The 11,571-nt window shown below is 68.8% G+C and carries 13 protein-coding genes; 10 read left to right on the plus strand and 3 right to left on the minus strand.

The features are described 5' to 3' along the window. The first annotated feature begins 5 nt into the window (after window positions 1-5). Genes HUW46_RS37695 through HUW46_RS37725 form a run of 7 tightly spaced genes read left to right on the plus strand, consistent with a single transcriptional unit; the run spans window position 6 to window position 5,948 of the window. A complete protein-coding gene (locus HUW46_RS37695; RefSeq protein ID WP_215543479.1) occupies window positions 6-692 on the plus strand; it encodes a transglutaminase-like domain-containing protein in 687 nt (228 codons plus the stop codon). 18 nt (window positions 693-710) lie between these two features. Continuing rightward, complete coding sequence (locus HUW46_RS37700; protein ID WP_215543480.1) at window positions 711-2,075, plus strand: TrpB-like pyridoxal phosphate-dependent enzyme; 1,365 nt, start codon at window positions 711-713, stop codon at window positions 2,073-2,075. Window positions 2,076-2,096: 21 nt separating this feature from the next. After that, window positions 2,097-2,759 (plus strand): phosphoribosylanthranilate isomerase, encoded by a 663-nt coding sequence (locus HUW46_RS37705; RefSeq protein WP_215543481.1) that lies wholly within the window; start codon window positions 2,097-2,099, stop codon window positions 2,757-2,759. Then, window positions 2,756-3,451 carry a hypothetical protein gene (locus HUW46_RS37710; protein WP_215543482.1) on the plus strand — a complete coding sequence of 232 codons (696 nt, stop codon included), beginning with the start codon at window positions 2,756-2,758 and terminating at the stop codon, window positions 3,449-3,451. The genes HUW46_RS37705 and HUW46_RS37710 overlap by 4 nt, the downstream gene beginning before the upstream one ends. Then, on the plus strand, window positions 3,448-4,854 hold the full coding sequence (locus HUW46_RS37715) for a UbiD family decarboxylase (protein WP_215543483.1): 1,407 nt from the start codon (window positions 3,448-3,450) through the stop codon (window positions 4,852-4,854). Before HUW46_RS37710 ends, HUW46_RS37715 begins: the two co-directional genes overlap by 4 nt. Window positions 4,855-4,869: 15 nt before the next feature. Beyond that, the gene (locus HUW46_RS37720) at window positions 4,870-5,463 is read left to right on the plus strand and encodes a UbiX family flavin prenyltransferase (protein WP_215543484.1); all 594 of its coding nucleotides are present in this window, start codon (window positions 4,870-4,872) and stop codon (window positions 5,461-5,463) included. Then, window positions 5,460-5,948: a flavin reductase family protein gene (locus tag HUW46_RS37725; RefSeq protein WP_215543485.1), complete on the plus strand. Its 489-nt coding sequence runs from the start codon at window positions 5,460-5,462 to the stop codon at window positions 5,946-5,948. Before HUW46_RS37720 ends, HUW46_RS37725 begins: the two co-directional genes overlap by 4 nt. Here the strand turns inward: HUW46_RS37725 and HUW46_RS37730 are convergent, their stop codons facing one another. Continuing rightward, window positions 5,949-6,317: an HNH endonuclease signature motif containing protein gene (locus HUW46_RS37730; RefSeq protein ID WP_215543486.1), complete on the minus strand. Its 369-nt coding sequence runs from the start codon at window positions 6,315-6,317 to the stop codon at window positions 5,949-5,951. 1,088 nt (window positions 6,318-7,405) lie between these two features. Between HUW46_RS37730 and HUW46_RS37735 the strand changes: the two genes are divergently transcribed. After that, a complete protein-coding gene (locus HUW46_RS37735) occupies window positions 7,406-7,663 on the plus strand; it encodes a Smr/MutS family protein (protein ID WP_254125293.1) in 258 nt (85 codons plus the stop codon). Between the two features lie 16 nt (window positions 7,664-7,679). On the opposite strand, the gene HUW46_RS37740 is transcribed toward HUW46_RS37735, so the two are convergent. Both HUW46_RS37740 and HUW46_RS37745 read right to left on the minus strand, forming a co-directional pair. Further along, window positions 7,680-8,870, minus strand: a complete 1,191-nt coding sequence (locus tag HUW46_RS37740; RefSeq protein ID WP_215543488.1) for a winged helix DNA-binding domain-containing protein — start codon at window positions 8,868-8,870, stop codon at window positions 7,680-7,682. Continuing rightward, entirely contained in the window at window positions 8,839-10,062 is a 1,224-nt protein-coding gene (locus HUW46_RS37745) for an MFS transporter (RefSeq protein ID WP_215543489.1), read from the minus strand. The genes HUW46_RS37740 and HUW46_RS37745 overlap by 32 nt, the downstream gene beginning before the upstream one ends. An 85-nt stretch (window positions 10,063-10,147) precedes the next feature. On the opposite strand from HUW46_RS37745, the gene HUW46_RS37750 reads away from it, so the two are divergent. After that, a complete protein-coding gene (locus HUW46_RS37750) occupies window positions 10,148-10,606 on the plus strand; it encodes a winged helix-turn-helix transcriptional regulator (protein WP_215543490.1) in 459 nt (152 codons plus the stop codon). Between the two features lie 386 nt (window positions 10,607-10,992). Then, window positions 10,993-11,547: a DUF6801 domain-containing protein gene (locus tag HUW46_RS37755; RefSeq protein ID WP_254125295.1), complete on the plus strand. Its 555-nt coding sequence runs from the start codon at window positions 10,993-10,995 to the stop codon at window positions 11,545-11,547. Window positions 11,548-11,571 lie beyond the last annotated feature (24 nt).

Raw genomic sequence — 11,571 nt, forward strand, 5'->3', positions numbered from 1 at the left:
CGGTCATGACAGCCGAACGAGCCGTATTGGCGGCCACGGAGTTCCTGGACCACGAGTCCGCTCCGGTGCGGGAATTCGTGCGACGGGTGCTGCCCGGTCCGGCGACAGCATCGGCGGACGCGGTCGCGGCCCTGTACCGGGCGGTGCGCGACGACGTGCGCTACGAGGTCTACGGCGCGGATCTGTCCCGCGGCGGGCTGAGCGCCAGCGGGGTGCTGCGCAGCGGTTCGGGGATGTGCCTGCACAAGTCGGTGCTGTTCGCCGCCGCGGCGCGGGCGATCGGCGTGCCGTCCAGGCTGGTGCTCACCGACGTGCGCAACCACCTGGCCTCGGACCGGTTGCGCGCACTGGTCGGCGGGGACGTCTTCCGGTTCCACTGCCTGGCTTCGGTCCGGATCGGGGAGCGCTGGCTGCGGGCGACGCCGGTGTTCAACAAGCGGCTCTGCCGGCTGTACCGGATCGCGCCGCTGGAGTTCGACGGCACCGAGGACAGCGTGTACCACCCCTACGACGCGGCCGGGCGCAGGCACCTGGAGTTCCTGCACGAGCACGGCGAATTCGACGACCTGCCCTACGACCTCGTCATCACCGGGCTGCGCGCCGCGCACCCGCTGCTCTTCTCGGGTTCCGAGACGTTCACCACCGGTTCGCTCGTCGCCGAAGCTCCGGCGAAACCCCCGAAACTCTATTGAGATCAGGAGAAACACGATATGGCCGAACAGGTCAAGTACCAGCTCAGCGAGAACGAACTGCCGGAGACCTGGTACAACCTCGCCGCCGATCTCATCGATCCGCCGCCGATGCTGCACCCCGGCACCGGCAAGCCGATCGAGGTGGCGGACCTGCTGCCGATCATGCCGGAGGAACTGGCGAGGCAGGAGCTGAGCCGGGAGCGGGAGATCGAGATTCCCGGACCGGTGCGCCAGCTCTACGCGCAGTGGCGGCCGTCGCCGCTGTTCCGGGCCAGGCGGCTGGAGCGGGCGCTCGACACGCCGGCGCGCATCTACTACAAGTACGAGGGCGGTAGCCCCGCGGGAAGCCACAAGCCGAACACCGCGATCGCGCAGGCCTATTACAACAAGGAAGCCGGTATCACGAAGCTGGCCACCGAAACCGGTGCCGGGCAATGGGGTTCGTCGCTCGCGCTCGCCGGTGCGCTGTTCGACCTCGACGTGCAGGTCTACATGGTGAAGGTGAGCTACCACCAGAAGCCGTACCGCAAGCTGCTGATGGAGACCTACGGCGCGCGCTGCACGCCGAGCCCCAGCGAGGAAACCGAGGCGGGCCGCGCCGTACTGGCCGCCGATCCGGACTGCCCTGGCAGCCTCGGCATCGCCACCTCCGAGGCCGTCGAAATCGCGGCGGGGGATCCGGCGACGAACTACGCGGGCGGCAGCGTGCTCAACCACGTCCTGTTGCACCAGAGCGTGATCGGGCAGGAGGCGCTCAGCCAGCTCGCGCTCGCCGACGACTACCCGGACGTGGTGATCGGGTGCGCCGGGGGCGGCAGCAACTTCGGCGGGCTGGTGTTCCCGTTCCTCGGGGCGCAGTTGCGCGGCGGCAGGCGCGTGCGGGTCATCGCGGCGGAACCGGCCGCCTGCCCGACGATGACGCGCGGCAAGCTCAGCTACGACTTCGGCGACACCGCGGGGCTCACCCCGCTGCTGAAGATGCACACGCTCGGCCACCGCTTCGTGCCGCCGTCGCTGCACGCGGGCGGCCTGCGCTACCACGGAATGGCGCCGCTGGTGAGCGGGGCGCTGGCCGCGGACCTGATCGAGGCCGAGGCCGTCGGGCAGACCCGGTGCTTCGAGTCGGGTATCCGGTTCGCACGGGCGGAGGGCATAATCCCGGCGCCCGAATCGACGCATGCCATCGACGTCGCAATCCGAGAGGCACTGCGCTGCAAGGAAAACGGCGTCGGCGAAACAATCCTTTTCGGACTGTCTGGGCACGGGCACTTTGACCTGAGCGCCTACGAGCGCTACCTGTCCGGGCAGATGCGGGACGACTCCGTCGACGAGGACGCGCTCGGTTCCGCACTCGCCGGGCTACCCGCCCTCGTCGACGCATGACCGGAATCGCAAGGGGGACTCATGTTGCTCAAGATCTGCGGGGCGACCCGCGTCGCGGACGTCGACCTGCTCGCCGCGGCCGGCGCGGATCTGATCGGGTTGTGGAGCGGGGTGCCGGACGGGCGCGCGCAGCTCGGCGACGCCGCGTTCGACCGGCTGGTGCGCGCGGTCAAGAAACGGGGCCGCACACCGGTGCTGGTGACCCTGTCCCGTGACGTGCGCGCGCTGCTCGCGCGCGTCGAGGGGTCCGGGGTGAACTGGGTGCAGTTGCACGGGTACCAGACCCCGGCCGCGGTCCGCGCGCTGAAGTCGCGCGGGCTGACCGTGGTGAAGGTCCTGCACGTGCGCGACGGGCAGTGCCTGGAACGGCTGCTGATCGACGCCTACCAGCGGGCAGGCGCGGATCTGTTCCTGCTGGACTCGATGGTCGGCGGCCGGATCGGCAGCACGGCGCACCGGCTCGACCCGGAGGTGGCCGCGTCGGTGGTCGGCGCGGTCGACCGACCGGTCCTGCTGGCGGGCGGGCTGACCGCGGCCAACGCGGGGCAGTTCCGCGCGACCATGCGCGATCACCGGTTCGCCGGAGTCGATGTGGACTCCGGGGCGCGGGACGCGCGAGGACGGTTCGACGCGGACGCGGTGCGAGCCATCCGTCGAGAGTGGACGGCGGCGGTGTCGGCGTGAGCGGTTTCGTCGAAGCCTTGGCCGCCGCGCCGGTGCCGGTGATCGCGGAGGTCAAGGCCCGTGATTCCGGGGGACGCGACCTGCTCGGCGGCCGCGGTCCCGCCGAGGTGGCGGACGCGTACCGCGAAGCGGGCGCGCCGTGCCTGTCGGTGGTGACCGGATCCTGGTTCGGCGGCACCGTCGAGATGCTGCGAGCGGTGCGGGAAGTGAGCGGGGTTCCCTTGCTGCAGAAGGATTTCCTCACCAGGGAACGGCATCTGCGGCGGGCCGCCGAGCTGGGGGTGTCCGCCGTGCTGCTGACCGCGCAGCTGCTGCCCGTGAGCGTCCTGCGCTCGCTGACCGAACGCGCGCTTCTGCTCGGGCTCACCCCGTTCGTCGAAGTGGTTTCGGAGGAGGAGATCGCCGACGTGGCCCATCCCGCCGAGTGCGTGATCGCGGTGAACAACAAGGACATCCGGACCGGTGAACGCGGTGACGGGGACCTCGCGCGCAGCCTCCGGTTGTCGGAGGCAGTGCTGGCCACCGGGACCCGGTGCGCGGTGAGCGCGAGCGGTGTCGGCACCCCGGCGGACGCGGCCGCGCTTCTCTCGGCGGGGTACTCCGGGCTGCTCGTCGGCACCGCGCTGCTCGACGCGGTGCGCCCGGCGAGCTGGTTCGCCGAGGTGGCGGGGATGACAGGAGCGGTGCGATGAGCAGGCCAGGGCTGTCGCTGCGCGCCGCGGCGGACTGGATTCGCGCGCATCGGCCGGACGACTGGGTGAGCAGGCCGGGCGCGTTCTCGCGGCAGGACATCGCGGCGGACTTCGCCGCGAACTTCGGCGGGATCCCGGCGAATTCCGCCGCCCGTGCGGAAAAGGCCGTCGAGTACCTGGTCGAGGACTCGTCGATCCCGGCGCTGCTCGGGTTGTACGGGTGCCGCGATCGCGTGCGGCGCTGGTTGCCCGGTCTGCCTTCGACGGCCAGCAGGGCGGCCGTGGACCGCGTGCTCGCGGAGGTGCGCCCGCCGGAAACGGTCGAGGATCCACCCGCGCAGGCGGTGCTCCGTCGACACGTCGACCTGACCGAACTGCCGGTGTTGCGCTCGACTCCTCGCGACGCGGGTCCGTACCTGACCATGGGGATGATCTACGCGGCTGATCCGGTCACCGGCGAGGTCGCCCTGTCGGTGCACCGGATGCTGGTGGTCGGGCCGGACCGGCTCGCGGTCTGGATGGTGCCGAGCAGGCGGTTGCGCGCGATGCACGAAGCCGCCGTCCGGCGCACGGGGCGGCTGGCCGTGTCGGTCAACATCGGGGTGCCGCCCGCGGCCATGATCGCCTCCGCGCTCAGCTCGAAAGTGCTGGCGGGTAAGGAAAAGCTCGCGATCGCCGGTGCGCTGGCCGGGGCCCCGGTCACCGTCGCGCCCGCGGTCAGCCAGGAGACCTCGGTGCTGGCCGAGTCGGAGATCGTGCTGGAGGGCTATCTCGACGACACGGTCACCGACGAGACGCTCAACGGCGCGCCGGACGTGTCGCTGCCGGAATTCCTCGGCTACGACGGGGAAGCACGCAACGATCTTCCCGTGCTCACGGTGACCGCGGTGACCAGTCGCGAGTCGCCGGTGTACCAGGCGGTGATCGGGCCGGGCCGGGAGCAGTCGGTCATTCTCGGCACCGCGGGCGCGTTGTCGGTCGCGCTGTCGCATGACGGCGACGACTGGAACCTGATCCACGACCTGCACTATTCCCCGGCAGGGGGCGGGATGCTGCTGCTGGTCGTGGCCGTGCGGAAACCGTCGCGGGAGGCGGACGGCAGGCTCAAGCACATCGCCCGCCGCATCTTCGACGACCACCCGTTCGTCAAGCTCATCGTGTTCACCGATGAGGATGTCGACATCACGTCGGGGGAGGACGTGCTGTGGGCGATCACCACACGGGCGAATCTCGACGCGGATTCCACCACGTTCGGCGGATTCCGCGCTTTGACCATGGACCCGTCGCAGGGGGACGGCTGGACCACGGCACGAGGCTCCGCCTCGCCACCGGGCCGCACCTACATCGACGCGACCGTCCCGTACGTGCTGCGCTCCATCGTGACGCGCAGCTTCGCTGGATGAGGACAGGAGTCGATCATGAAGCTGATCGTGGGGATCACCGGGGCCAGTGGCGCGGTTCTCGGCGTGCGCGTGCTGGAGGCACTGCGCGAACTGGGCGTGGAGACGCATCTCGTGCTCAGCAAGTGGGGAAGGGCCACGGTGGAGTTCGAGACGGACTGCACCGTCGCGCAGGTGCGCGCGATGGCGGACTACAGCTACGCGCCGGGGGACCAGTGCGCCGCGATCGCCAGCGGTTCGTTCCGGACCGACGGCATGGTCATTGTGCCGTGCAGCATGAAAACCCTTGCCGCGGTGCGGATGGGGTACGGCGACGATCTGATCACGAGGGCCGCCGATGTCGCGTTGAAGGAGCGGCGCCGTCTTGTGGTGGTGCCCCGTGAACTGCCGTTCTCGGAAATCCATCTGGAGAACATGCTCGCGCTGACCAGGATGGGCGCGGTGATCGCCCCGCCGGTGCCGGTGTTCTACACCAGACCGGCCACCGTCGACGACGTGGTCACGCAGCTCACCGCGCGTGTGCTCGACCAGTTCGGGCTCGATCTGCCGCAGGCGCAGCGGTGGACCGGTTTGCCGGATCAGCGCCTGCGCCCGGTCGCGAGCGCGCGATGACCGCTGCACCGGTGGCCCCGGACGCGCTGCGCGCGACGCTGGGCGGTTTGCCGACCGGCGTCACGGTGATCACCACGAGGACCGAACACGGCCAGGATGCGCGCACCGCCAACAGTTTCACGTCGGTGTCGCTCGAACCCGCATTGGTTTCCGTGTGCTTCCACCGGGACTCGCCGTTCACCGCCGCGTTGCGCGCCACCGGCCTGTGGGCGGTGTCGGTGCTCGCCGCCGACCAGCGAGCGCTGTCCGCCCGCTTCGCCAACCGCGCGACCGTACGCGAACTGGACGGCGTCGCGCACACGATCGGCTCTCGCACCGGCGCCGCCCTGCTCACCGGCGCGGTGGCGAACCTGGAATGCCGATCGGTCACCGCGCGCCCGGCGGGCGACCACGTGCTGTTCCTCGCGGAGGTGCTTTCCTTGCGCGCCAGGGGCAACACGCCCGCGCTCGTCTTCTACCGCGGCGGCTACCACGCGATCGACTAGCTAGGTCCGTTCGGTGTAGCTGCGCCCGTCGGGCGTGGTGACGGTCAGTTTTCCGGTCGGGTCGGTGGTGAAGGTCCAGCCGGGTTCTTCGCGGAGTTTGTGATGGACCCTGCACAACGGCCGGAGGTTCGTTTTGTTGGTTCCGCCGCCGTCTTTCCACGCCTGCGCGTGGTCGAGGTCGGTGTACTGGGCGGGTCGGTTGCAGCCGGGCATGCTGCAGGTGCGGCGGCAGGCGACCTGGATGTACTTGCGCATGCGCTTGGCGGGCCGGTAGTTTTTCCGACCGACGTCGAGCGGTAGCTGTGTCATGGGTTCGTCGATGATGCGGTTCCAGACGGAGTTGGCGTCGAAGGCGATTTCGCGGGCCATCTCCGGTGAGATGTCGCCGCATCCGGTGAGTTCCGCGGGATTGTCTCGCAGCCCCATCAGGGTGGGCAGGTCGATGTGCAGGAAAGATTTGCGCTTTCGGCTTGCCGCCGCAACTCCCGCTCAAGCACCGTTCGACCAGCGCATCGAGCCTGAGTTGGTCCATGGTGCGCTTGTCGCCCTGCCGCTTTTTCTCCAGTGCGTCTTGGTCGCAGGCCGCGTAGAGCGCCTGAGCACGGTCGGACGGCAGTTCGGCGAACAGTGTCGATGACCCGTGATCCCCGTGGCGGATTTCGAGCCTGCGCGCCGCCGCCTTGGCCTTACGTCGCTGTTCGTACCCTTCGGGGTCGATGCGCATCAACAGCGAGTTGACCATCCGCCGCAGCGCGGGCGCGTTCCGGTTCTCGAACTTCTCAACCAGTCGAGCGTCCACTTCGGACGCTACCTCCCGAGAGACACACGCCGTGGCTTCGAACACCCGCGAGGCCGAGTACTCGTCGATGAGCCCCTCTCCAGTGCTTCCAGGGTGCGTGGCAGGTACGAGGTCAACGCGTCAGCGAGCGCCGTCTTCCGCTCCGCCGAGTTCTGGGTCAAGGCACACAGCAGCGCCACCTGTCCCACGGTCGATCTTCGCGACGACTCCTGCTCTATATCGGCGATATCCCGCAACAACATCGCCTGCTGATACCGAATAATCGCCAAACGTCGCTGAACAGAATCAGATTTGGTGTTCATAAAACAATTCTACCGCCCCGCAAAGAATCGAGCGTCACCCGATCGTGTACACAAAAGATGACTACCTGCCACAACGCGCCCACGACGGCGCAGAAGATGAAAAACAATCGGGACCGAAAGTGCGTCGGGGACGCTACCTCAAGGCGACCAAAGGTTTTCGTTCCGTGGGGAACTGTCGCTGGTGACCAACGACGCGACCCGCACCGTGGAGCGACAGTTTCACACGGCGCGCCGCAGGCGTGCCTGTGACTCTCACCGTGCCCCGCATACACGTCAAGGCCGAAGACTGTAGATGGTGGCCTTACTGACGCCCGCGGCTATCCTCGATCGCTGAACGTCGTCACGCGAAGGAGCACGTGTTGCCGGAGAAGCTCACGGTGGATCTACACCCGGTGTTCCGCAACGATCGGGATATCGACAAAGCGGTGCGCAACGCGATCTTCCGTGCGGCGGGCGAGAAGGTGCCGCTGGTCGAGATCATCCCGGGCAAGGGCTCGGGAAAGCTCAAGAACCGCGTGCTCGCGATACTGAAGCAGCCGCACCTGAAGAAGCTGTACCGGCGGGTGGAAGTGGCGCCGGGCAACGACGGCATGGTGCTGGTCCACCTGCGGTAGCCGTCCGCGAACGCCCTCAAGCCTCGAACTCGATCTGCACGGACGAAGCGCCACGCAACGCAGCGAGCCGCTCCGCCTCCTCGTGCACCTGTTTCCGGACGCGGGTGCTTAGCGTCCGGAACGCGGTGATCGTCAAGGTCAGCTTCCGGCCGCTCTTGCGGGGCCGCCAAATACCGGCGATCGCGCCGTCGGCCAGTACCGTGCCGGGTTCGCCGAGCGTCTTCCACACCTCGCGGTGGTGCCGCTTGTCGACGATGGTGTCCCGGTCGCGCATCTGCGTGTACGGATCGCGAGGTGGGAGTAGCCGCACGCCGTGTGTTTCGGGCGGTGACTTCAGGGCGTCGAGGTCCTCGGCGAGAAGCCATGCCCGGTTTCCGCCGAAGTCGACCGGGATGAGGTCGAGCGCGGACCACCACGGGTCGGCGTCGCCGGAACGAACCCCGAGCCACGCGGCGAAATCCGCTCGCGTGGACGGGCCGTAGCAGTGCAGGTAGCGGCGCAGCAGTTCGGCGCGGGCGCGAGCGGGGTCGGTCTCCGGCAGGGGAGCGCCGAGCCATTCTTCGACCAGGACGAACGGCGCCTTGTTCCCGCTGCGCGGAGCGAAGCAGACGATGCCGCGCAGTGTCAGGATCCGGATGCAGAAGTGCACGACGGCTTCGCCGATCGGCTGGTTCTCGGCGTGCGGCCCGGCTGACCGCCAAACTTCGCGCTGGGCGGGCGAAAGCGCGCCCGCGATGCGAGCGGCGAGTTCCGCGCCGAGTTCGTTGATCGCGAGCTGTCGTCCCGCGAGCACGGCGCCGATCCCCGCTGCCGCATGGTCGACCGCTTCGTCGAGCCCCATGCCGAGTTCTTTCAACGAATGTTCGACGCCGACGATCAGGTGCAGGCGCGCCTTCTCGCTGGCGGGAAGGACGCCGGTGGTGAAGATCGGCGCGTCGGCAGTCGGGAAGAAGAACGGCGAGCCGCGCATGCACCACGTCTGCAGAAGGCTCTTCTCCTCGCCGACGAGCGTGTCGATCCGCTCTTGCGTCACGTCCTCGGCGCGCGCGTGCAGCGCGGCCGCCGCGGACCCCGGCGGACTGTTCTGGATCGCGCACGCACCCGCCACCTCGTGCAGCTCGGCGGCCGGTTTCCGGTTCGCGAGGTGGTGCGCCGCCAAGCGGAAACCGAGGACGTCACCGGTACGCACCTTGACCGCAGCTGTCATTGATCGCCGTTCCACAAGGTGATGCTAGGGGCAAGGACGGGGACCGCACGACACGACGGGCGAGCGCCCAGGTGGCGAGCGCGCACAACGAGAGCGCGGCGCCGAGGACGGCGGGGCCGGTCCAGCCCGCGGAGTCGAACAGCGCGGTGGTCGCGGTGGCGCCGGACGCGGAACCGAGCGAGTAGAACACCATGTACCCGCCGATCGTGGTGCTGGTGCGGTCGGCGTAGGTCGTGGTGAGGATGTGCTGGTTGCTCACGTGCACGGCTTGGACGGCGAAGTCGAGCGCGACCACACCGACGATCAGCAGGGCCAGCGACCAGCCGAGCTGCCCGATGGCGAGCCAAGAGCCGAGCAGGAGCACGAGCGCGACACCGGTGACCCGGCCGGCGTGCCCGGAGTCGCCCCAGCGGCCGGAGCGTGCCGCACCCAGCGCACCGGCGAGCCCGGCGATGCCGAACAGCCCGATCTGCGCTTCGCTCAGGTGCCACGGCGCACCGGCCAGCGGCAGCGCCATGCCGCTCCACAGGGTGCCGAACGAGGCGAAGAGGAAGAAGGCGATCAGCCCGCGGCTGAGGAACACCGGCCGGGTGAACAGCCGGCCGAGCGAGCGGACGACCTGGCCGTACCGCTCGGTTTCGGTCCGGGTTTCCGTTGGCAGCGCGAAGAAGCTGAGCACGCCGAGCGCGGCGGCGAGTACGGCCAGCACGAGGTAGCAGCTCCGCCAGCCCCACAGGTCCGCCAGGCTTCCGGTGACGATCCGGGCGCCGAGGATGCCGACCACCACACCGGAGGTGACGACGCCGAGATTGCGCCCGCGTTCGCCCGGCGGCGAGATCGAGGCCGCGTAGGCGACCGCGGTCTGCACCACGACCGCGAACAGGCCCGCGACGGCGAGGCCGCCGAACGCCACCCAGGCGACCGGGGCGGCCGCGGTGACCGCGAGACCCGCCGCCACCAGCCCCAGGTGCGCGGCGATCAGGCGCCTGCGGTCCAGCAGATCGCCCAGCGGCACCAGCAGCACCAGTCCGGCGAGGTAGCCGAGCTGTCCGACGGCGACGAACCAGCCGACCGAATCACGGGGAACGCCGAGGTCCCGCCCCATCGGCTCCAGTACCGGCTGCCCCGCGTAGACGCTCGCGACCGCCACCCCGCACACCACCGCCAGCAGCAGTCTCGTCCCTCGGCTCACCGCGACCTCCTCAGTTTGATTTCATTTTGCAACTCTTCGCACCGTAGGGCAGAATGGTTTCATTACGCAACTCATTGGAGGAGTGGTGGCGCGAGAGGGTGTGGCCGGGCGGCTGCCCGCGTGGACGGATCCGGAGTGCCCGGTCGCGCGGGCGGCCGACGTGATCGGGGACCGGTGGAGCCTGCTGATCGTGCGAGACGCGATGGACGGGGCCCGGTCGTTCACCGATTTCCAGCAGCGCACGGGAATCGCGCGCAACATCCTCGCCGACCGGCTCCGCAAGCTCGTCGCGTACGGACTCATCGCCCAGGTCGAGCCCGAATCGGGCAAGCGCAGGGTGTACGCGCTCACCGAGGCGGGCAAGGACCTGTTTCCGGTGATCGTCACGCTTCGCCAATGGGGTGAGCGCCATGCATTCGAGGCGGGCGAGGCGCATTCGGTCCTGGTCGACGAACGGGGCGAGAGCGTGCCGCGGGTCGTCCCCGTCGCCGCGGACGGAGCCCCGCTGACGAGCGACACGACCTCGGTGCGAAAGCTCGGGTGAAAACCGGAGAGATCAGGCTTGCTGGCAGGGTTCCGGGACCGAGTCGCCGAGCAGAAATCGCCCGCGCGAGAATAGCTTTGTCATCGCTGTGAGTGTGCGGAGTTCGGGACCCCGGCCGCGGATGAGCGCGGCAAGGTTCTTCTTGCTGGACAGGTTGAAGAACCGTAGAGTACGTGAAAGCATGCCGGTTCGAGGTCGGTCGAGAGAAATCATCGCCGCGGACTTGATAATTGGGATGTTAATGTCGTAGTGGCGAGGGCTGGCTCTTTTGCGTTTTGCCGCTGTGTCGCTTCCCGGTGTTCATTCGACGAGTAAAGGACGCAAAAGTGTCAGCAAAATCGGTTCCGGTTGCCGTGCGTCAAAAAGTGGTCAGGACCGGAATTCTGATGGCTGTCTTCACGGTCGTCCTCGGTGTGTTCGGCGCCGGCACGGCGCGCGCCGTGGACAAGACGCTGACTTGGGAGGGCGCCTTCCCGATCATCGGAACGCAGTCGGTCAAGTCCGTTGTGCACGTGGACGTCCCGGCGAAGGCGGCCCCTGGCCAGACCGTGTCGGTACCGTTCAGCATCGACGTGGACGCGGGCACCGCCGCGGCGGACGGTCTGCGGCTGGTGGGCGTGACCAAGCTCGGGGGAAAGATCGACGCCAAGGTGAACGTCACGGCAAGCGGCGGCAAGGTCGATCCGGTGCGGGTCACCCTCGACATCCCGGAAACGAAGGTGCCGGAGCAGGGCGGCCTGACCTTCACCGCGAACGGCACGGTCGACTTCACCGTCTCAGCGGGCACGCCCGCGGGCCCGGCGAAGTCCGCCGTCGACAAGGAAGCCGTCTCGCACATCACGACCGACGCCAAGGACCCGTCGCTGGCCAAGTTCGACGTGAACCTCACGCTCTCCCCGCCGGAGCAGGACACCGTCCTCGGCACCACCGAGGTCGGCTGAACACGAGCAGCCCGACAGTCTTTC

The sequence above is a fragment of the Amycolatopsis sp. CA-230715 genome, from assembly GCF_018736145.1.
In the GTDB taxonomy this organism is placed as follows: Bacteria; Actinomycetota; Actinomycetes; order Mycobacteriales; family Pseudonocardiaceae; genus Amycolatopsis.

Bases quoted from the DNA above. Each gene is read 5' to 3' on its own strand.
- HUW46_RS37740 (WP_215543488.1), bottom strand. From the start codon at position 8,870: ATGACAGCTGCGGTCAAGGTGCGTACCGGTGACGTCCTCGGTTTCCGC.
- HUW46_RS37725 (WP_215543485.1), top strand. From the start codon at position 5,460: ATGACCGCTGCACCGGTGGCCCCGGACGCGCTGCGCGCGACGCTGGGC.
- HUW46_RS37715 (WP_215543483.1), top strand. From the start codon at position 3,448: ATGAGCAGGCCAGGGCTGTCGCTGCGCGCCGCGGCGGACTGGATTCGC.
- HUW46_RS37695 (WP_215543479.1), top strand. From the start codon at position 6: ATGACAGCCGAACGAGCCGTATTGGCGGCCACGGAGTTCCTGGACCAC.
- HUW46_RS37700 (WP_215543480.1), top strand. From the start codon at position 711: ATGGCCGAACAGGTCAAGTACCAGCTCAGCGAGAACGAACTGCCGGAG.
- HUW46_RS37755 (WP_254125295.1), top strand. From the start codon at position 10,993: ATGGCTGTCTTCACGGTCGTCCTCGGTGTGTTCGGCGCCGGCACGGCG.
- HUW46_RS37705 (WP_215543481.1), top strand. From the start codon at position 2,097: ATGTTGCTCAAGATCTGCGGGGCGACCCGCGTCGCGGACGTCGACCTG.
- HUW46_RS37730 (WP_215543486.1), bottom strand. From the start codon at position 6,317: ATGGCCCGCGAAATCGCCTTCGACGCCAACTCCGTCTGGAACCGCATC.
- HUW46_RS37720 (WP_215543484.1), top strand. From the start codon at position 4,870: ATGAAGCTGATCGTGGGGATCACCGGGGCCAGTGGCGCGGTTCTCGGC.